The following is a 20,768-nucleotide window of genomic DNA, read 5'->3' on the forward strand; positions in this document are numbered from 1 at the left end:
TCCCGGTAGGTCCTGTGGCTCCATCCGCCCCAGTAGCCCCGGTAGGTCCAGTAGGTCCTGTGGCTCCATCCGCTCCGGTAGCCCCGGTAGGTCCGGTCACTCCAGTAACCCCGGTAGCTCCGGTAGGTCCTGTGGCTCCAGTAACCCCGGTAGCTCCGGTAGGTCCTGTGGCTCCAGTAACCCCGGTAGCTCCGGTAGGTCCTGTGGCTCCAGTAACCCCGGTAGCCCCGGTAGGTCCTGTGGCTCCAGTAATCCCGGTAGCCCCGGTAGGTCCTGTGGCTCCAGTAGCCCCGGTTGTCCCGGTAGGTCCTGTGGCTCCATCCGCCCCAGTAGCCCCGGTAGGTCCAGTAGGTCCTGTGGCTCCATCCGCTCCGGTAGCCCCGGTAGGTCCGGTCACTCCAGTAACCCCGGTAGCTCCGGTAGGTCCTGTGGCTCCAGTAATCCCGGTAGCCCCGGTAGGTCCTTGTGCTCCTGTGGCTCCTGTTGGTCCTGTTGGTCCAGGACACCGAGGAGGGCACGGTGGTCTGCATTGCGGCCTGCACGGATCCGGATTGCAGCAATTTGGCCTTATGGGATCCCATGGCCTATATAGATTTGCAGCACTAACAATCATGTTGTCTTGGCTATCAGTTATGAATTTGCTTTTTGATGCATCTCTATTATTCATGTAAAAACTCCTTTCTAAATTAACTGGGATTTTATAATCCTACTTTAAATGTATGAGAAAAACTCTTATATGTTACTATAAATCCACATTATTCGACATTGACATTTCATTTATGAAATATACGCTCTAAATACAATAGATAACCGCGCCGATTTTTTCCTTTTATGACAATCCGAAACTTTCCGGCGTTGCACTTACCTATTCTATATAGAAAAATGAATCGAATAAAAACACAACTTGATAAAATACTTGCCGAGATTTGGGACAACAGCGCCTGCCGTGGCTATGTTGAAACAAACATGGAAAGGTACAGCGAGGTAAAAATTTTGCTGCTTGGACAAATTGATCTAGGATATTGGCAGCTTTTTTAATTTCACTTTTCGCAATTGCCAGTATGACTGTAGATGGTAAGCTGTTGGACGGTAACAATATAAAGTTATTTGGTGATGGGAAAGAACACTGTATTACAGTGGAAATGATGTAATATAGCATCATCCGCAGCAACGATAGGAATAAGAGAAAAAGTCAGAAGAAGTCGATTGATATAAGGTGATGGACTTCTTTTCTTTTGCGTGATATACTCGAATAAAAACTTACATAAATCATCTTTTGCAATGATTGAAAGGATTTGAATATGGAAACTATTACTGCAATCAATGATAGACGCAGCATAAGAAAGTATAATACTGCAATGATTCCGCATAAAGCTATTGAAACAATCATTGACGCCGGAATGCGGGCGCCGTCAGCGAAGAACAGGCAGCCGTGGAGATTTGTGGTGGTGGAAGGAAATGCAAAGGATGACATGCTGAAGGCGATGCAGAATGGCCTCAAGAGGCAGGAGGAAGACCCCGTACTGCCCCAAAGCATAAACTATATCTCAGGTGCCAGGCACACTCTTTCAATTATGGAGCAGGCTCCGGTAACGATTTTTGTTATTAACCCATTAAATAGGATGGATCATTTTCCCCAAGATTGGGAAACTCGTTTTTATGAGGCGGCTAATCTCCAATCCGTAGGCGCATGTATTCAAAATATGCTTCTGGCAGGTGTTGATCTGGGATATGGGTCATTGTGGATATGTGACATCTATTTTGCATATGAGGAAATAGCAAAATGGCTTCATACTGGGGAGCAAATTGTCGCAGCAGTCTCTTTTGGAATCCCGGAGGAAAAGCCCAATGCCAGACCTAGAAATAATATGGCTGATCTGGTGGAATGGAAGAGATGAGTACAAAGGAGATCGAATCCTTATGACGGCATACGAATTAATGATAAAAACCAATCATTACCTCATCAAAGGCGGGGAGCTGACAAGCCCGCAGAAGGCCAACATCATCCGTCAGCTTCTTGCCGCACGGAGCGATGAGAGTACGGTACAGAGCTTTAAAAAGGGTGTGGCAGCACCGGAATACTTGTATGCATTGGGACAGTCAAGGGATGAGCGTAAAATGTATCCGTTATTCTATATACCGCCGTATAATGGGGGCAAGAAACTGCAAACGGTGCTTCCCATGTCTCCGAAAACCCATATATTATCGGCAAATTCCTATGAATTAGAAATCATCAGACTATTATATCTGTTTGCAGCGGATCATCCGATGGTACAGGATATGGCTGAAAAGACCCTTGCACGATTGAAAACTACCTGTTTCGGATATCAGAATTGCCACCATGGAGAGTGCTTTCATTCTGCTCTGATTGTCCTGCGGTTTCTTGCTGGAGTTTCTGATGACACAGTATGGATAAAAAAGCTTGTTGCCTTTTTCAACAGATATAATGGGGAAACACGCCGTCATAGTAATACAGTTTGGTATTTTTGGCTGTGCTTGTCCGAGCTGCCGTATGAAATCGCCGAGCCTGAGATATTGAAATATAAAGATGAGTTTTGCGTCCAATTGAGCAAGAGCTATGTAATGAACAGCGAAAGCGATAAAATACGTCATCCTGTATTATGCTGCATTCTTCGTAATTGCTTATGCCGTTTACCCCAATATACTTACATCAAAGATCGGCAGCCATATGTGAACGAGAAAGATGGGCGGCTGAATTTTGACATCGGATAAAGTTGTGAACTCCTTAATTTATATCCTTTATGTAATTTGTATTAAATGTTATAATGAACTTGTATGAGGCACGTGGCATCCCAAGGAGAAACGGTTGAAGAAGCTATGCAAATTTAACGGAGGCCTTACAGCCGTACTTATAAAAATTATTTCGGAGGTGTAATATGATTCTTACCATTGCTGATGCTCCATGCAAAGTCTGATCGTGGACGGAGATTGCGTGGAGCGGTAGCTTAACTTTATCGTCCAAATTAGGCTTTGCATTTTCATTCAGTCTAAATAATGAAGGAGCAAAGCCATGAAAAAGAATAATATGTTTTCAGGACTCCGGGATTTTCTGATCCTGTGGAGTTCTCAATCCGTATCCACCCTGGGTACGGCTATGACCAACTATGCACTGATTGTCTGGGTCTATGGACAGAAGGGGACTGCATCCAGCATAACGCTGCTTTCGGTCTGCTCGTTTTTACCCTCCATCCTATTTTGTTTTATCGCCGGAACCATTGCCGACCGATGGGACAAAAAGAGGATTATGCTGATTGCCGATCTCATGGCGGCCCTGGGAACGGTGGCAGTTTTGCTGCTGTATACCTCCTCCGCCCTGGAAATATGGCATTTGTACATCATTAATTTCCTGCTGAGCTTTATGAATGCATTTCAAAATCCGGCATCCTATGTGGCGACCAGTCTGCTGGTGCCAAAAGAGCAGTATGTCAGAGTCAGCGGGTTGCAGGCTTTGTCAGGCTCTATTGTAACAATACTGGCTCCGGCTCTTGGCAGCGCTTTGCTGGCCTTTGGGGGGCTGAGGGTAGTTTTGATACTTGACCTTGCCAGCTTTTTGGTTGCATTTTTAACTTTATTGTTTTTTATCAAGCTTCCGGATCTTGAGCAGAATACGGAGCATGAGAAGGAAGAGCGCAAGGAAAGCTTTGTGAAAAGCTGCATGTCCGGGATAAACTTTTTGAGGGAACACGCGGCGCTGCTGCGCATCATTTTGTTTTTTGCCTTTGTTAACTTTATTGCAAAAATGGGCGGATATGGCATGATGCCTGCTTTAATCCTTAGCAGAACCGGGAATAATCAGGTTGCGCTGGGCATGGTAGAAGCGGCTGTGGGAATCGGCACACTCTTTGGGAGCATTTTTGTCACCTTGATGAAGCCTGCCAAAAGCCGTGTGAAGGTTATATTTTTTGCCTGCGGTATTTCCTTTCTCTTAGGAGATGTGGGGCAAAGCCTGACCCGTGCTTTACCATTGTGGATCGCTGCGGCATTTGCCTCCAATGTACCGATGGCATTTTTGAACGCGAACCTGTCCGCAATCATGCGCACTAATGTTCCCATTGAGATGCAGGGGCGTGTCTTTTCGGCAAGAGATACGATCCAGTACAGCACCATTCCTGTGGGATTGTTCCTGGGCGGGGTACTGGCGGATTATGTTTTCGAACCGTTTATGAACACCTCGTCACCGCTGCAGCAAATACTGTCCCTTGTGTTTGGGACGGGCAAGGGGGCGGGAGTTGCCGTCATATTCTTTATTGTCGGTGTTGTCGGGTTTGTGACAAGCTTTATGTGCCTTAAAAATCCGATCTATAAGAAGCTGGATTAAAATTCAAGCAGTAGTTGAAATTATAAAAAAGTAATTCAACTACTGCTTGCTTACAATATTGGCCCGAAACTGGTAGGATACCAGTGAAGGGAGCTGCGCAGCCTTTTCGAATAATCATAGAAAAGAGGGAAAGAAGCCAATGACATTCAGTACAATAACAATAGGTAAGAAGATAGCAAGTCTTCGGAAAGCAAAAAACATGACCCAGATGGAGCTGGCAGATGCTATGGGTGTTAGCTACCAGGCGGTGAGCAACTGGGAGAGGGGCAATTCCATGCCGGATATTTCCAAGCTCCCGGAGCTGACGGTGATATTGGGGTGCAGCATTGACGAGCTGCTATCGGATGAGGAAGGAAAAAATCTGATTAAACATGTAGTAGAAGGCGATGCGGAGAGATATGTTCAGGAGAATAAGGTATCAATACAGACCATAGGTGAAGTTGCACCGGTATTAAGACCCACGCAGACAGAGCGGTTGATGGATTGTATTCTTGAGGAGAACGAGGAACATCTCACACTCAGGGATTTGATCAGTGTTGCGCCCTTTGTAGGAGCGGAGTATCTGGAACGTTTTGTGGACAGGGTTGATGTTGTGGAGGGTATCGGCCCTTTATGCGGGCTGGCTCCTTTCTTAAGTGAGGAAGCCTTAGACAAGCTGGTGAGAAGGGTACAGGATACGGGAAGCCTGCAGCAGCTTACGGGGCTGGCGCCCTTCCTGAAGGAGGAAACCCTGGACAGGTTGGTTACAAAAGCGATGGAACAGGGGAATATCTCTGAATGCAAGGGGCTGTACCCCTTCCTGGGGCGTGATACCTTGCATAAGTTAGCGGATATATTGGTGAAACAGGGAGGTTTTGCAACAATCAGGGATTTGGCACCGTTCCTGTGATGGAATGCCCATGCCAAACGGTAATAATGGGCATGGATTAATGTTGATAAAAAATTGGCCCCTTGATATCCGGCAGATTTACAGAGTTCGGATATCAAGGGGCTTGTATGTTTCATCCCTTTATTAGGCTTGTCTATTGTCAAATAAAGATGTAAAATGGTAGAAAGCGAGAAATTCAAGGACATTTATAAGTACCATAATAAAAGTGCAGGAGTGCATTATGCAGACTTATAAGATAGAGCAAATGATGAAGGGTTTCGAAACAGCCTTTATTGATCAGAGCATTACATCGAATCTGGCATATAAACCGCTGTTCGTTTCTAACAATTACAAAGAAGGCAGAAAAGTATTGTCCTCCATTGAGGATGAGCTTTTGAGCTGCGATCAGTTTCATATCAGTGTTGCTTTCATTACCATGAGCGGTTTAACCCCGCTGCTGCAAACCCTGAAAGAACTAGAGATAAAGGGAATACCGGGCCGGATTATAACAACGGATTACTTAAGCTTCAGCGAACCCAAGGCATTACGAAAGTTAGAGGAATTCAAAAATATAGAGTTAAAGATGTATTGCACAGGAGAAGAAGGAGAAGGCTTTCATACAAAAGGCTACCTCTTTAAAAAAGATGAAATTTATAAGATTATAATTGGAAGCTCCAATATTACATTGGGAGCATTGACGAGGAATAAGGAATGGAACACAAAGATAATCTCCACGGGACAGGGTGAGTTTGCCAGTCATATTATTGAAGAGTTCCATGTTTTCTGGAATTCAAAATCAGCAAAAGCCTATGCGGATTTTATTGAACAGTATACGGTTCAATATGAGCTGATTAAAAAACAGAAATTGGTGGCGAAGCAAGCGGAGGTTCCTTCCATCCTGCAATACAAGCTACAGCCCAATAAGATGCAGGTGGATTTTGTATCTAATCTGCGGGCTCTCAGAAGCGCAGGTGAAGAAAAGGCGTTATTGGTCTCAGCCACGGGTACGGGGAAGACCTATGCTTCCGCATTTGCCTTGCGGGAGGAAAATCCCCGCAGAGCATTATTTATTGTACATAGAGAGCAAATTGCAAAGCAAGCCATTAAGAGCTATAAGAATGTATTCGGGAATACAAAGAAGATGGGGCTTATATCAGGAACCTCAAGAGACTTTGAAGCGGATTACCTGTTTTCCACTATGCAGATGATGGCAAAGCCGGAGATAAGAGAACGGTTTGCAAGGGACGAATTTGAAATAATTATAATTGATGAAGTACATAGGGCTGGATCGGAAAGCTATCAGAAGATCATGGAGTATTTTACACCGGGTTTTTGGCTGGGGATGACCGCAAGCCCGGACCGGACCGACGGCTTTGATATTTACGGATTATTTAACCATAAAATTGCATATGAGATCAGATTGCAGCAGGCATTAGAAGAAAATCTGCTATGCCCGTTTCACTATTTTGGTATCACTGATTTGGAGATCGACGGCGAAGTGTTTGATGATAATACAGGCGTGAGAAATTTTGCAAGGCTGGTATGCGATGCCCGTGTGGATTATGTAATTGAGAAAGCGGAATATTACGGTTATAGCGGGGACCGGGTAAAGGGTTTGATTTTTTGCAGCAGAAGAGATGAAGCGAGGGAGTTGTCCGACAGCTTCAATGCCCGCGGTTATCATACCGAATTCCTGTGCGGTGATGATTCACAGGAACGCCGGGAGGAATATATTGAACGTTTAACAGAGGATAATCGAGAGGATTTTTTGGATTACATTTTTACTGTTGATATCTTTAATGAAGGTGTTGATATCCCGGAAATTAACCAGGTCATCATGCTAAGGCCGACGGAAAGTCCAACCGTATTCATTCAGCAGCTGGGGCGCGGTCTGCGTAAAGCGGAGAATAAAGAGTATGTTGTTATTTTAGACTTTATCGGTAATTATAACAATAACTTTATGATCCCGATTGCGTTGTCAGGTGACAGAACCTATAACAAGGATAATATCAGAAGGTATTTGCTGGAGGGAGAAAGAATTATTCCCGGATCCTCTACCATACATTTTGACGAGATATCCAAAAAGCGAATCTTTAGTTCCATTGATACGGCAAACTTTGGTGATATCAGGCTGATTAAAGAGAATTATACAAATCTTAAAAATAAGCTGGGCCATATTCCGAGCTTGAAAGAATTCGATGATTATGGGGAGATGGATGTCCTGCGTATTTTTGATAATCATTCACTGGGCTCATACTATAAATTTCTTGTCAGATATGAAAAGGATTATAAGATCAGATTAAGTGCGCAGGAAGAGAAATGTATTGAGTTTATATCGAAAAAGCTTGCAGCTGGAAAACGCATTCATGAGCTTGAATTGTTGAACCGTATGCTGGCTTACCGCACCGGATTAATAGGAATACTGAAGCAAACACTGTCCCGGGATTATCAGATCCGGATGGAAGAAAAAACGGTAAAAAATGTTGTCAACGTCATGACAAATGAATTTTCCTCCGGTTCTGGAAGGAAGACCTATGGGGAATGTGTATTTCTTGAGCCGGACGGTGATGATTATAAGATTAATCAAGCCTTTGAAAAAATGCTGGATAACCCGGAGTTTGCGGAGCTTCTAAAAGAATTGATTGCATTTGGAATTTTTCGAAACCAGCGGGATTATGGAAATCGATATCAGGATACCAATCTGGAATTATATCAGAAATATACCTACGAGGATGTATGCCGTTTATTGGATTGGGAAACCAATGAAGTCCCGTTAAATATCGGCGGTTATAAATTTGATGCGAAAACCAAAACACTTCCGGTATTCATCAATTATGATAAAGCCGTTGATATTCAGGATACCATCAAATACGAGGACCGTTTTATCACACCCAATCATCTGATTGCAATATCAAAGCAGAGCAGAACTGCTCAGTCGGAGGATGTACAGAGGTTCTTAAATGCGAGGGAGCTGGGCATAAAAGTAGAATTGTTTGTCCGGAAAAACAAGGATGATAAGATATCTAAGGAATTCTATTACTTAGGGCGCATGAATGCTACCGGACGGGTAAATGAATTTATGATGGCAAATACGGATAAATCCGCAGTTGAAATTGAATGGCTTCTTGAAACACCGGTACGGGAAGATCTTTATGAGTACATTACAAAATAGAGAGATGGAGAGATAGAGATGAAAAATATTGAAGTAGTGGCGGCTATCATTAAAGACGGGGATAAAATCCTGGCAACACAAAGAGGGTACGGAGAGTTTGCCGGCAGCTGGGAATTTCCCGGCGGTAAGATGGAAGAAGGGGAGACCAGGGAGGCCGCCCTGCACAGGGAGATATCGGAGGAACTGGATGTGGTCATAGAAATAGATGAGTATTTGCAGACGGTAGAATATACCTATCCGAATTTTCACTTAACTATGCATTGTTATTTTTGTCATGTGACAGAAGGAACCATTAAATTGATCGATCATTCGGCAGGACGCTGGCTGAAAAGGGAAGAGTTGGATACGGTTGACTGGCTTCCGGCTGATATAGGGATAATCGAGAATCTGAAAGCTATTATTTGATACAAAATAATAAATGAACCTCTCAGGCATCATATCGATTTTCCTCAATTTGCGTACAGAGGCGGTATAACGCATATACGCCTTGAATTTGTACCCGGTTGAGTTCGGCCAAATGTCTTTCGATGCTGGTGATAATGATGGAAATTTTCCCTGTATCAGCAGGGCTCAATCCGCACATTTCGCTGCGGATTTGCTCAACGGCGTATTTCTCCCCTCTTGCGCGCATAGCGAGTTTGAGGGCCTGTATCATTAAGATTTCATCAATATGTGTCTGGGTAAAGGTTCTATAGTTATTGTCTGCACAGCGGCTTGCAGATATCAGTCCGATTTTATCCCAGTATCGAATAGTGGAAGGGATAATGCCCGTAATCTTGCTTACCGTATCAATGGTAAACTCTTTTGTCACAGTATCCTTTTTCTTTTGTAAAAAGCGTAACTTAATCTGTTCGCATACAAATTTATCATTTTGAAGTACAGCCTGCGCCTTATTTGCAATCCAGAGAGCTTCATCATGTTTATTCTCCAGCACTAACTTCAGCATTTTCGCAATCTCTGATAAAGTAAATCCATGAATCATTTCCCTGATACAAATAAAGTAAGCCATATGCTCATCGGTATAGATTCGGTATCCGTTGGGCGAACGCATAACCGGAGGAATGATTCCGAATTCTTCATAGTGTCTGAGCGTTGCTGTACTAATCTTTAATTTTCTTGCGATATCAATAGGCCGCATCATCATAACAAATCCTCCGTTTTTAACATTATAATAGTGATATAAGGTATATGCAATAGAAACTGTATTTTGCGCACAAAATCCTCCATTATTGCATTAATGTTATATAATATAAATAGAAGAAAATAAATCACTCTGATTGCCGTATTATAAATGATGAGATTGTGCAAAGAAGAAATTTTGCAAAGAAGCAGGAGGCTTATATGCTCAATATTATGATCAGCGGTGCCGCGGAAGGCAACCTGAAGAATATTTCATTAGAAATCCCCCGAAATAAGCTGGTGGTCTTCACCGGCCTGTCGGGTTCCGGGAAATCGACTCTGCTCATGGATGTGCTGTTCAATGAGTGTCAGAGGCAATATCTGGAGGCCATTACCCTGGAGGGCATTCACAAGCCCAAGGTGGAGCGGATACGAGGGGCCTCTCCGGCCATTGCCATAACCCAGAAAGCGGCATACACCAATCCCAGGTCAACGGTAGGAACAATGACAGATATCTATACCGATCTGCGAATGGTTTATGAGAAGCTGGGGGTGCGGACATGCCCGTTTTGCGGGGAAATCATCTCTGCCGCGGATTGCAGGGAGGAAACTGAGAAGATTAACGATGAATTCTTTGTTTATATGTATTGCTGCCAATGCGGCAAGCGGATGAACAAGGTCACACGCACACATTTTTCCTTTAACACAAGGGAGGGAGCCTGTCCGACCTGCCAGGGGCTGGGAAGGGTCCATTCCGTCATAAGGGAAAAGACGGTCGATGAAAGCCTGCCCCTGGAAGCCGGAGCAGTGCGCTGTTGGGAGAAAGCATACGGCAGCTATCAGACTTCGATCCTGTATGCCGCATTTAAGCATTATGGGCTTCCCATCCCGAAAGAGATTCCTGTACAGCAGTTCAGTGATGTGCAGAAAGCCATCCTGTATGATGGGATAGAAAGTAATTTGGTGAAAAGGAAGCTGCCAGACCGCAAGCCGCCCAAAACCGTCACAGCGGGAAGGTTTGAAGGTGTGCTGCCCATATTGTGGAGGCGTTTATCCGATAAAGAGGGAAATTCAAAGCAGCTGGAAGAATATTTTGACATTGTGGAATGCCCTGACTGCAAGGGAGAAAGGCTTTCCGAATTAAGCAGGAATATTACAGTCCAGGGGACACGTCTGCCGCAGTTATCAAGCTATTCATTGGAAAAGCTGTGCCAGTGGATCAATGAACTGTCTGCTTCGCTGACGGAACAGAATATGGAGCTGGTAAGAGCTTATCTTCTTGACATAAAAACAAAGCTGACACGGGTGGTCAATGTGGGGCTTGGCTATCTCACCGTTGACCGCCAGATTATCACCCTGTCAGGCGGGGAGCTGCAAAGGCTCAGGCTTGCGGCAATCCTGGACTCTGATTTGACAGGGGTCATTTACATTCTGGACGAGCCGACAATCGGACTTCATCCTAAGGATACCGAAGGGCTGATCGCCATACTCCGAAAATTACGTGATTTAGACAATACGGTGCTGGTCATTGAGCATGATGTGGATATTATGGCCGCGGCGGATCATATCGTGGATATCGGTCCCGGTTCCGGGAAATATGGCGGCGAGGTGGTTGCGGCAGGGACTTTGGAAGAAATCAAGAGCCAGAAAGCTTCCGTTACGGGGGAATACCTGTGCCAGCCTCACCCTGGTAAGTCGATCTTCAGAAAAGCCACAGGCGCAGTTCAGATCAGGAATGCGGTGAAGTTTAATCTTCAAAATATCATGGTTGAGATCCCCGCAGGATGCTTCACAGCTGTAACAGGACCGTCGGGCTCCGGGAAATCCACTTTGATTTTTGAGGTGCTTGCTAAAAACGAACATCGTAAGCAATCTAACCAAGTATCGGGCCTGGAGCAGTTTGATAAGGTGGTAGAGATCCAACAATCAGCTATCACAAGGATGAAGCGTTCTAATGTGGCAACTTATTCAGAGGTTTATTCGGAAATCAGGGCTGTGTTTGCAAAAACCGAGGCGGCAAGGGAGGCGGGGCTGACAGCAAAGCATTTTTCCTTTAATACACCCGGCGGAAGATGTGAAAATTGCGAAGGGCTGGGATATGTGGATAATAATATGCTGTTCTTTGCCAACACCCAGGTTGTCTGTCCGGTCTGCAACGGGAACCGCTTCAATGACACAGTGCTGGCGGCAAAATACAAAGGACATTCCATAAAGGATGTGCTAAATCTTTCCGTGGAGGAAGCCCTTCCTTTCTTTGCGGACCGGCCCAAAATCATCAGGATCCTGAAGCTTCTTCAGGATGTCGGACTTGGCTATCTGGAGCTGGGACAAACGCTTACCACCCTATCCGGCGGAGAAGGGCAGAGGTTGAAGCTGGCGAAGGAGCTGACCGGCAGCAGTGCGGGCAAAAGAACCCTTTACTTGATGGATGAACCTACAACGGGACTGCATCCAAGGGATATAGAGCATTTTCTCGTATTGCTGGACCGGATGGTGGATGCGGGCAATACGATTGTGGTAGTGGAACACAATCAGCAGATGATCAGAAACAGTGACTGGATCATCGACCTCGGTCCGGAAGGCGGTGACAAGGGAGGATCCATTATTTTTGAAGGAACGCCCAAGGAAATGATAGAGACCGGTAACAGTGTGACGGCAAAATATCTGTAAGAGGAAGTTGGGCATGGAAAATATAGAAAGACAATAGGGGTGTATAAAAGCTGCTGTATCATTTCAGCAGCTTTTATAATTTTTATAATCTGCCGGATATGTAAATAGAGCAATATTTGTAAAGGGGAGATAAGGAATCGACCAATAAATCAGTATCAACTTTAGTGCATATGGTTTACGCTTGAAAGTAAGCTGCGGAAATCTTAAGCCGCAGGTTTAACAGAGAGGAGAAATTAGGATGGAACTTAATTATAACAGGGAAGAGATTATTAACGTAATTGACAAAGTAGTCAGAAAGACAATGACTATGGATTTAACATGGGATTGGCCATGCGGTGTAGCCTATTATGGAGTATCCCGTGCCTATAAAATTACAGATAATAAAGAATATTTAGATATGCTGATAAAATGGACAGACGAATATCTTGAGCTGGGCGAGCTGGGATGGTCTATCAATACCTGTGCCATGGGACATATGCTTATCACGCTATATGAAGAAACGGGGGAAGAAAAATATTGGAAAATCATAATGAGTAAAGTTGATTTCATCAGGAACAGAGCCAGCAGATTTGCTGACGGTGTCTTGGAGCATTTGGGTTTTAAAGAACAGGCATGGGCAGATACCCTGTTTATGGCGGCTTTTTTCCTGCTTAGAATAGGGGTCAAATTACAGGATCAAGAGTTAATTAAGGATGCGTTACATCAATATTACTGGCATATTAAATATTTGCAGAACCCTAATACAAGTCTATGGTACCACGGCTATGATAATACTCGCGGTGACCACATGTCAGGATTCCACTGGGGAAGAGCAAATGCCTGGGCAGCTTATACTATGTCACAGGTTAAAGTGTTTTTAACAAATTGGTTTTTATATCCCCAATGTATGGATATTGAATCTTCTCTTAGAGATCAATTAGCAGCGCTGAAGCTATTTCAAACGGAGAATGGTTTATGGAGAACCATATTAGACGATGAGATGGCCTATGAAGAGGTATCTGCATCTTGCGGTATCGCAGCAGCGATGATCAACAACGGAAATCCGCTTCATATAAAGTATGTTCAAAAATCCCTGGAAGGTATCTTACATAATATAAGTGAGGATGGACGTGTGCTAAACGTATCCGGCGGTACCGCTGTCATGAAAGACAGGGAAGGCTATTGCGGTATTCCCAGGGAATGGATGCAGGGGTGGGGCCAAGGCTTAGCGCTTGCCTTTCTATCTGATCTGCTCAAGTAGGAGGACTGCAGTATGACGAATGGATTGAAAGGGAGCTTTACCTTACCAGGAGAAGCAGGCTATGAGAAATTAACTTTGGAATTAGCTGAAAAATGGGGGGCAGATGTCATTCGTGACAGTGATGGCACACAATTATCAGATGAAATCATAAGCGCGGGGTACGGTATTTATTCTACAATTTGCATTATTAGAGATCATAACGAGTGGGCCAAAGAAAATCTTAATAAATTACAGCAGTGCTTCCTGATTACTAATCCCATGATAGCCGTGAAGGATTATTTATACATATACTTAATGGAAGATTTTTTTGCCGGTCAATTTAGAGTAAATGATTCAAAAGAGTCAATTAAATATTGGCAGGTCTATGACCGAACTGCCGGGGAAGAGGTCAGCAGCGGAAATTGGCACTATGATAGGGAGGCGGGAAATGTAGTAATTACCGGAATTAAACCCTGGCATAAGTACACAGTAAGTTTCATGGCATACCGTATATGGGAAGAGATATCCATGTACAATCATACTACGAATAATTGGGATAAAGAGCATTTAATGCAGATAGATCCGATCTATGAAGAAACGCAAAAGTACTTACTGGATTGGATGGATAACTGGTGCATCAACCATAAGGAAACAACCGTGGTTCGATTTACTTCCCTATTTTATAATTTTGCTTGGATTTGGGGCAGTAAGGAAAGAAACCGGCATCTTTTTACCGATTGGGGTTCCTATGATTTTACTGTTAGTTCAAAAGCGCTCGATCTTTTTGCCAAGAAATATGGCTATTCCATGACTGCTGAGGATTTTGTGAATGGAGGAAAATATCGTGTAAGCCATATTCCCTGTGAACAGCGTAAGCTAGATTGGATGGAGTTTATCAATAATTTTGTAATAGAGTTCGGAAAGAAATTAATTGGCATTGTACATCGCCATGGCAAATTGGCCTATGTCTTTTATGATGACAGCTGGGTTGGCATGGAGCCTTACAATGGAAGATTTCATGAATTTGGCTTTGATGGCCTGATAAAATGTGTTTTCTCCGGCTTTGAGGCCAGGCTATGTTCCGGCGTGGAAGTTGAAACCCACGAACTTAGACTGCATCCATATTTATTTCCCGTTGGGCTGGGAGGCCTGCCAACCTTCATGGAAGGCGGAAATCCCACCTTAGATGCGAAAAAATACTGGATCAATATAAGGCGTGCTCTGCTGCGTGAGCCTGTTGATCGAATTGGCCTGGGTGGATATTTACACCTGGCGGAACCTTATCCGGACTTCTGTGATTATATTGAAAAGATTGCAGATGAATTCAGATTAATTAAGGAACTGCATCATAGGGGAAAGCCTTATCAGATAAGGACAAAAGCGGCAGTTCTGCACAGCTACGGCAAGTTGAGATCTTGGACCTTGTCGGGCCATTTCCACGAGACCGATATGCATGATTTGATTCATATTATTGAGGCTTTATCGGGGCTGCCGGTGGAAGTTAGCTTTATTAGCTTTGAAGATATCCTGCAGGGTGGGTTAAAGGATGTTGATGTGGTAATTAACGCAGGTTATGCAGGCTCAGCATGGAGCGGCGGAAAACATTGGGGTAACTGCAGGTGCATCGATCTGCTCACCGAATGGGTATATAAAGGCGGTGCTTTCATCGGCATCAATCAACCGTCTGCCGTAGAAGGTTATGATACCTTCTTTCGGATGTCACATGTTCTGGGAATTGACGAAGATACCGGTGCCAGGGTTAGTCATGGAAGATGGAAATATAGGGTGAAGGATCCCTATGGTTTAGTGCCGGAAGGGGCTGCAATAAAGCCCAGGGACAGAATATATCTTACCGATGGATCAGCTGAAGTTCTAAGTGCGGCAGAGGGAATGTTAACGGTAACCTCTAATTGCTTTGGTAAAGGCAAGGGCATTTACTTACCGTCCTTTGAAATTAGCATGGAGAATACACGGCTGCTTCTTAACTTGATTTGTTTTGCCGGCAATAAGTTAAATGAAACAAAATATATAACAGACAATCTATTTACGGAGTGTGCTTATTATCCGGAAAGTAAGAGTTTGGTTGTTATTAATAATAGTGAACAGGCACAAAGGACTTCTGTAGATACAGAATATGGGAAGCAATCGGTGGATTTAGAGCCTTATGATACGGTTGTTATACGCATTGGGGATAAACGGGAAAAAGGTAAACAAAGTCCTATTCTGCAGGAAAAGGGAGATGGCATATGAGTGCAAGAACAGTTCATGGGGCAGCAGATGAGACAGCCTATCTATTTGCTTATTTTACAGGTAATACCCCTGAAGAAGAGCAGCTTCACTACGGCGTAAGCCGGAACGGTTTTGATTTTAAAGCGTTGAATAATGGAAAGCCGGTTATGACTTCAAGCTTAGGAAGCGGCTGCATGCGAGATCCCTTTCTATTCAAGGGAGAAGACGGGTTCTATTATATTTTAGCTACAGATATGAAAAGCTCATTAGGATGGTCCAATAATCATGCGATTGTTATATATAAAACAGCCGATCTGGTTAAGATCCTTGACAGTACCCGGATTAACTATCATGATTTTTATTCAACAGTTCATTGTGTGCGGGCCTGGGCACCTCAAGCAATCTGGTGCCCTGAAAAGAATGCATATATGATTTACCTGGCAATTGAAAATCCGGAAGATAACCGGGGAACCGTAATGTGGCGCCACTATGCACAAAATTTGATGGATTATCATACTTATACGGAACCTGAGTTTATGCTGGAACCAACCGATGGGCAGGGCGGTGCGATTGACGGTGATATTATCTATGACAGCATAAATAAAAGGTATATCATGTTCTATGATGGGAAGAGAATTGCGGTATCCGATCACATCAGTGGTGTGTTTATTGGGATAGATCCATCTACAGGCAAGGAGTTCCAACGGCTTCCCATGTTGACGGAAGACGGCAGCGATATGGCTGTGGAAGGATCTAATATTTATAAAATAACCGGTAAAGACCAGTGGATTATTGCGGCGGACGGTACCTCGTTTAATGGCGGCCGCTATGCCCTGGCGGAGACAAAGGATTTTATCCATTATCGCCAATTACAGGATAATGAGTATTCCTTTGACTTTACACCTCGTCATGGCTATGTCATTCCAATTACTGAGAGCCAGCTTCAAAAGCTGTTTGATGCCTATGGGAAAGTCGAAATTTATGAAAGAGAGCAGACAGGGAAGGGACCGGCCTTTATGTGAAGGCTTCAATAAAATAATATAAGTTGTGAAATAGTCTGCCTTTTTGAAGCGGACTATTTTTGCTTTATAGATATCCCGTGAAAAAAGAGCAATATATGTAATGTAGGTGTGGCTAAATAGCCAATATATAAGTATCTATCTTTGTGCATTTACAATATAATTAGCATGTATTTACATATAACATTTGGATGATTAGTATAAATAAGGCGGTGGATAATAGCAAAAACCATATGCTAAAAAACAATAATAACAATCAGGTTTTCTATAATAATTAGAGCAAGCTTATAAAAATGACACAAAAATCTACTTAAGGAGATCGATTATGAAAGATGGAAGAGCAAGGATGAATATAAGAAAAAGGATAGGTATTAATTTTAAAAGGTATTGGCAGTTATATCTGATGCTTTTGGTACCGCTTTCTTTTGTACTTGTATTTAACTATTTACCATACTCCGGGCTTCGTATGGCATTCATGGACTATAAACCGGCCAAAGGATGGGATAGCGCCTGGGTGGGATTTAAAACTTTTGAAAGGGTGTTTTCTGATCAGGATTTCTGGCGTGCGCTTCGTAATACGGTAGGGATGAACCTTTTGCAGCTGGCAGCAGGTTTTCCTGCTCCAATTATTCTGGCCTTGCTGTTAAATGAGCTGCATGTCATGCGCTTTAAACGGGTATCGCAGACCGTATTATATCTGCCGCATTTTCTTTCCTCGGTAATTGTTGCATCAGTGGCATATACACTTTTTAAAACGGATAGCGGTATGATTAACGTGGCGTTGATGAAAGCCGGAGCAATAGCACAGGGTATTCCCTTCCTTACCGAGAAATATCACTGGGTTGTAACCTTCATTTTAATCAATGTCTGGCAAGGGATTGGGTGGGGATCCATTCTTTATCTGTCGGCAATAACCGGTATAAACAGTGAGCTTTATGAAGCTGCTGCTGTGGATGGTGCGGGCCGGTTTAAAAGGCTGAGACATATAACATTACCCGGAATCAAGCCAACGATTGTTATGATGCTGATTTTAAATATCGGCGGTCTGATCGGCTCAAATTTTGAGCGTTTAACTGCTTTCGGCAACATTAATGTCAGGGAAGTTCAATACCAATTATCGATTTATGTATTTGAAAAGGGGATCCGAGGGGGAGGCTTCTCCCGTTCAACTGCTGTCGGATTGTTTGGTTCACTGGTATCACTTGGTCTTGTCCTTCTGTCTGACAGGATTTCAAAATCTCTCGGTGAAGATGGCTTGATATAGGAGGAAAAACGTTGAAAAATGTGATGAATAGAAATATAAAATCCCGTAAAACAAATTCATGGAGCATGGATCGTTTTGGCGTGGCTGATATCATAATTATGCTTTTTATTACACTGCTGTGCCTGACTTGCATATTGCCATTTTTGCATGTTGCAGCAAAAAGTATTTCATCCGATACGGCAGTACTGGCGAAAGAGGTTTATTTCTGGCCAAAAGGTTTTGTGTTCGCGGCATACGAGCGAGTGTTTAAAAGTGCTATTCTGATGAGGCAATTAGGCTTTACCGCATTAATTACCCTTTTGCAGACGGCACTTCGTCTGACACTGCTTGCACTATGTGCCTATCCTTTGTCACGCCGCTATTTACCGGGCCGTTGGCTGATAACTTTATATATTTTGATTTCTATGTATTTTGGTGCCGGATTGATACCATTCTTTTTGACACTCAAGAATTTAAACTTGATTGATACCATATGGGTATTGATACTGCCGGGAGGCTTTAGTGCCTTTGATATGATAATTATGAGGACATTCTTTATGAACTCAATTCCGGATTCCCTGGAGGAATCAGCCATTATAGACGGTGCCAGTCATTTCCGTATTTTAACCCAGATTTATATTCCCCTTAGTAAACCTGTTTTTGCCACTTTGGCATTGTTTGCAGCGGTTGGAAGATGGAATGGATTTGGAGATGCAATGTATTTTGTAAGTGATCGAAAATTACATCCGATACAACTGTTTCTTTATAATATGATATTGAGTGCAAAGCCTTCAGAAACCTTATTAAACGAATCCCAGATCGGAGTTGTTTTGCCGCCTGAGACGCTGCAGGCTGCCATGATTATGTTCGCTACAATCCCTATTTTAATCGTGTATCCGTTTTTACAAAAGTATTTTGTGAAAGGCGTCATGATTGGAGCTGTAAAAGGTTAGAAAGATTATATTTATGTTTTCAAAAGAAATAACCATTATTTCTTTGAGATAATTAATAAAAAAGGGAGGATTTACAATGAAAAAGATGTGGAAAAGAGTTTCTTCCATGGTGCTTATTGCAGCATTAACGATTTCCTTGGCAGCTTGTGCTAATCAAGAAAAAAAGAATGATGCAGATGCTAATGCACCAGAGAACAGCGATCCTGGGGCTACCACCGCTACGGCTGTTCCGGATGAGAACGAGCAAGAAAAGGACAAAGATCTGTCTTACAGTGGGTTTAACCCGCTTGACTACGGAATGGAGCCTTTTGAAAACAAGGTAAAGATTAAGATTCCTGTATTTGATCGTGCAGATCCTAATGTACCGGTTGTAAATGATAATTATTATACCCGGTGGATTAACGAGAATTTTGGTGTGAACATGAACGTGGAAGTGGAGTTTATTCCAATCACCCGTTCTGATACAATGGGCTCCTATAATTTACTCCTTGCTTCCGGTGATTGGCCTACCGTTTTCATGGAGTATGATTGGGATAAGGTATGCCAGTGGTCATTTGACGGTGCTCTTAAAACATTTGACTTAGAGGCGTTCAAATCCACTGCCCCTGTTTGGTTTGAAAAAGCGGGCGGTCAGGAAATGTTTGATTTATTCAAGCTCAAGGATGGATATACCTTTGCCCCTGCTCTGCGTCCCGAATGGAATACCTTTGGCACCTTTGTAGTATTCTATCGCAAGGATTGGTACAAAAAGGCGGGACTGGAACTGCCAAAAACCTACGATGAATATTTTAATGCAATGAAAACCTTTATTGAATTAGGATATACCAATGGCATTCCCCCTCTTCCTAAGGGACCGTTTTCTGAGAATTATCAGCCGGGTGCCTTTGCTGAGTGGCCGCGTGATGAGGAAGCATGGGTTATGCACTCTGGGGTAACTGTAGCGCCTCTTTCCTATGAGCCGATGCGAGAGGCATTAAGACGTGAAAACAGAGAGTATAATGCGGGCTTCTTCTCAAATGAATTTGAGATCGATGCAGGTAATAACTCTGCTGATACGGCGAACTTTGTCAACGGTAATACCTATCAATATGGTATGTGGCTTTCATCGGATATGCCGGATTTACGCGCTTTCTATGAGAAGAACCCGGATGCCGAGCTGGGCATTATCGGTAATACTACGGTTTACTTTGACCGTTATCAAGCAGGGCTGACAGAGGTTCCTCATGGTCGTGCAGCTAATCCGGCCGGTATGTTTGTTGGATTTTCTGACAAGGCAACGGATGATGAGCTTAAGGCTGCCTGGCTTTATATGGAGTGGATGGCACAACCTGATGTATTGTTCTTTATGCAGAACGGTGTAGAGGGCGAGACATATACCCTTAATGATAAGGGATTACCTATAATGAATGTTGAGTATAACGGTGAAAAGAAGATTGGCTTTGGTTCAAATAAGGATTACTGGTGTATCGCAGTTGAAGTTAAGCAGATTGGTACGATGGAGGATACGATAGCGGGACTTGTACCACAGGATATTCCCCAGGACTTTACACAGGAACTTATCGATTTATATCACATATCTGTACAAAAGAATGTTGTAGACGGTTTGATTTATCCGGATCCTTACTTCTCTGTTCCGATTGAGACAGTTAATCTGTACGCCGGCGATTTGCGTTCACTTTTTATCGAGGCGGCAACAAAGCTTGTAAAGTGTAAACCGGAAGAATTTGATGCCTTATATGATAAGTATGCACAACAGTATTTGGATGCAGGCTATAGGGAGATTATGGAAGAACGTTTGCAGGCATTTCAGGATGGAAATGCGTCCAAATTGTTTGATATAGCGGCAGGACGTAAGCCTTTTGTACCGTCAGATATATCAAAAATTGCGGTCTATAAGTAAATACTATTAATTACTGTAAGTAAAGATACCTACTGGA

At 43.3% G+C, this 20,768-nt stretch carries 16 protein-coding genes and 1 pseudogene; 14 read left to right on the forward strand and 3 right to left on the reverse strand.

All coding sequences use genetic code 11. From position 1 onward, the window contains the following. A partial coding sequence (locus HNQ56_RS17495) for a hypothetical protein (RefSeq protein ID WP_429148891.1) occupies positions 1–397 on the reverse strand: 397 nt, incomplete at its 3' end. A gap of 485 nt (positions 398–882) precedes the next feature. Between HNQ56_RS17495 and HNQ56_RS17500 the strand changes: the two genes are divergently transcribed. From HNQ56_RS17500 to HNQ56_RS17530, 7 genes are all read left to right on the forward strand, one after another. After that, on the forward strand, positions 883–1,038 hold the full coding sequence (locus tag HNQ56_RS17500; protein WP_429148893.1) for a hypothetical protein: 156 nt from the start codon (positions 883–885) through the stop codon (positions 1,036–1,038). A gap of 263 nt (positions 1,039–1,301) precedes the next feature. Next, entirely contained in the window at positions 1,302–1,898 is a 597-nt protein-coding gene (locus HNQ56_RS17505; protein WP_488167876.1) for a nitroreductase family protein, read from the forward strand. Next, a complete protein-coding gene (locus HNQ56_RS17510; protein ID WP_429148895.1) occupies positions 1,849–2,733 on the forward strand; it encodes a hypothetical protein in 885 nt (294 codons plus the stop codon). Before HNQ56_RS17505 ends, HNQ56_RS17510 begins: the two co-directional genes overlap by 50 nt. Before the next feature lie 298 nt (positions 2,734–3,031). Further along, complete coding sequence (locus tag HNQ56_RS17515) at positions 3,032–4,339, forward strand: MFS transporter (RefSeq protein WP_429148896.1); 1,308 nt, start codon at positions 3,032–3,034, stop codon at positions 4,337–4,339. A gap of 139 nt (positions 4,340–4,478) precedes the next feature. After that, the gene (locus HNQ56_RS17520; protein WP_429148898.1) at positions 4,479–5,228 is read left to right on the forward strand and encodes a helix-turn-helix domain-containing protein; all 750 of its coding nucleotides are present in this window, start codon (positions 4,479–4,481) and stop codon (positions 5,226–5,228) included. 220 nt (positions 5,229–5,448) lie between these two features. Further along, complete coding sequence (locus HNQ56_RS17525; RefSeq protein WP_429148900.1) at positions 5,449–8,379, forward strand: DEAD/DEAH box helicase; 2,931 nt, start codon at positions 5,449–5,451, stop codon at positions 8,377–8,379. An 18-nt stretch (positions 8,380–8,397) separates the two neighbouring features. After that, positions 8,398–8,784, forward strand: a complete 387-nt coding sequence (locus HNQ56_RS17530; protein WP_429148902.1) for a (deoxy)nucleoside triphosphate pyrophosphohydrolase — start codon at positions 8,398–8,400, stop codon at positions 8,782–8,784. Positions 8,785–8,806: 22 nt separating this feature from the next. On the opposite strand, the gene HNQ56_RS17535 is transcribed toward HNQ56_RS17530, so the two are convergent. Continuing rightward, positions 8,807–9,325, reverse strand: a complete 519-nt coding sequence (locus HNQ56_RS17535) for a MerR family transcriptional regulator (RefSeq protein ID WP_429149040.1) — start codon at positions 9,323–9,325, stop codon at positions 8,807–8,809. A 3-nt stretch (positions 9,326–9,328) separates the two neighbouring features. After that, a pseudogene (locus tag HNQ56_RS17540) lies at positions 9,329–9,523 on the reverse strand (MerR family DNA-binding transcriptional regulator); the annotation flags it as partial. Between the two features lie 197 nt (positions 9,524–9,720). Here HNQ56_RS17540 and HNQ56_RS17545 point away from each other — a divergent pair. The 7 genes from HNQ56_RS17545 (at position 9,721) to HNQ56_RS17575 (ending at position 20,731) form a co-directional block, all read left to right on the forward strand. Further along, complete coding sequence (locus HNQ56_RS17545) at positions 9,721–12,168, forward strand: ATP-binding cassette domain-containing protein (protein ID WP_429148903.1); 2,448 nt, start codon at positions 9,721–9,723, stop codon at positions 12,166–12,168. 238 nt (positions 12,169–12,406) lie between these two features. Then, the gene (locus HNQ56_RS17550; RefSeq protein WP_429148905.1) at positions 12,407–13,408 is read left to right on the forward strand and encodes a glycoside hydrolase family 88/105 protein; all 1,002 of its coding nucleotides are present in this window, start codon (positions 12,407–12,409) and stop codon (positions 13,406–13,408) included. 24 nt (positions 13,409–13,432) lie between these two features. After that, positions 13,433–15,637 (forward strand): 1,3-beta-galactosyl-N-acetylhexosamine phosphorylase, encoded by a 2,205-nt coding sequence (gnpA, locus tag HNQ56_RS17555; protein WP_429148907.1) that lies wholly within the window; start codon positions 13,433–13,435, stop codon positions 15,635–15,637. After that, entirely contained in the window at positions 15,634–16,638 is a 1,005-nt protein-coding gene (locus HNQ56_RS17560; protein WP_429148909.1) for a glycoside hydrolase family 43 protein, read from the forward strand. Before gnpA ends, HNQ56_RS17560 begins: the two co-directional genes overlap by 4 nt. A gap of 322 nt (positions 16,639–16,960) precedes the next feature. Continuing rightward, on the forward strand, positions 16,961–17,899 hold the full coding sequence (locus tag HNQ56_RS17565) for an ABC transporter permease (RefSeq protein WP_429148911.1): 939 nt from the start codon (positions 16,961–16,963) through the stop codon (positions 17,897–17,899). 20 nt (positions 17,900–17,919) lie between these two features. Continuing rightward, complete coding sequence (locus HNQ56_RS17570; RefSeq protein ID WP_429149042.1) at positions 17,920–18,831, forward strand: carbohydrate ABC transporter permease; 912 nt, start codon at positions 17,920–17,922, stop codon at positions 18,829–18,831. A gap of 76 nt (positions 18,832–18,907) precedes the next feature. Then, positions 18,908–20,731: a type 2 periplasmic-binding domain-containing protein gene (locus tag HNQ56_RS17575; protein ID WP_429148913.1), complete on the forward strand. Its 1,824-nt coding sequence runs from the start codon at positions 18,908–18,910 to the stop codon at positions 20,729–20,731. The last annotated feature ends 37 nt before the right edge of the window (positions 20,732–20,768 follow it).

The organism is Anaerotaenia torta (assembly GCF_050433395.1).
GTDB lineage: Bacteria > Bacillota > Clostridia > Lachnospirales > Lachnospiraceae > Mobilitalea > Mobilitalea torta.

Bases quoted from the DNA above. Each gene is read 5' to 3' on its own strand.
- HNQ56_RS17515 (WP_429148896.1), top strand. From the start codon at position 3,032: ATGAAAAAGAATAATATGTTTTCAGGACTCCGGGATTTTCTGATCCTG.
- HNQ56_RS17565 (WP_429148911.1), top strand. From the start codon at position 16,961: ATGAAAGATGGAAGAGCAAGGATGAATATAAGAAAAAGGATAGGTATT.
- HNQ56_RS17560 (WP_429148909.1), top strand. From the start codon at position 15,634: ATGAGTGCAAGAACAGTTCATGGGGCAGCAGATGAGACAGCCTATCTA.
- HNQ56_RS17530 (WP_429148902.1), top strand. From the start codon at position 8,398: ATGAAAAATATTGAAGTAGTGGCGGCTATCATTAAAGACGGGGATAAA.
- HNQ56_RS17535 (WP_429149040.1), bottom strand. From the start codon at position 9,325: ATGCTGAAGTTAGTGCTGGAGAATAAACATGATGAAGCTCTCTGGATT.
- HNQ56_RS17545 (WP_429148903.1), top strand. From the start codon at position 9,721: ATGCTCAATATTATGATCAGCGGTGCCGCGGAAGGCAACCTGAAGAAT.
- HNQ56_RS17510 (WP_429148895.1), top strand. From the start codon at position 1,849: ATGCCAGACCTAGAAATAATATGGCTGATCTGGTGGAATGGAAGAGAT.
- HNQ56_RS17550 (WP_429148905.1), top strand. From the start codon at position 12,407: ATGGAACTTAATTATAACAGGGAAGAGATTATTAACGTAATTGACAAA.
- HNQ56_RS17505 (WP_488167876.1), top strand. From the start codon at position 1,302: ATGGAAACTATTACTGCAATCAATGATAGACGCAGCATAAGAAAGTAT.
- HNQ56_RS17500 (WP_429148893.1), top strand. From the start codon at position 883: ATGAATCGAATAAAAACACAACTTGATAAAATACTTGCCGAGATTTGG.
- HNQ56_RS17575 (WP_429148913.1), top strand. From the start codon at position 18,908: ATGAAAAAGATGTGGAAAAGAGTTTCTTCCATGGTGCTTATTGCAGCA.
- HNQ56_RS17525 (WP_429148900.1), top strand. From the start codon at position 5,449: ATGCAGACTTATAAGATAGAGCAAATGATGAAGGGTTTCGAAACAGCC.
- HNQ56_RS17520 (WP_429148898.1), top strand. From the start codon at position 4,479: ATGACATTCAGTACAATAACAATAGGTAAGAAGATAGCAAGTCTTCGG.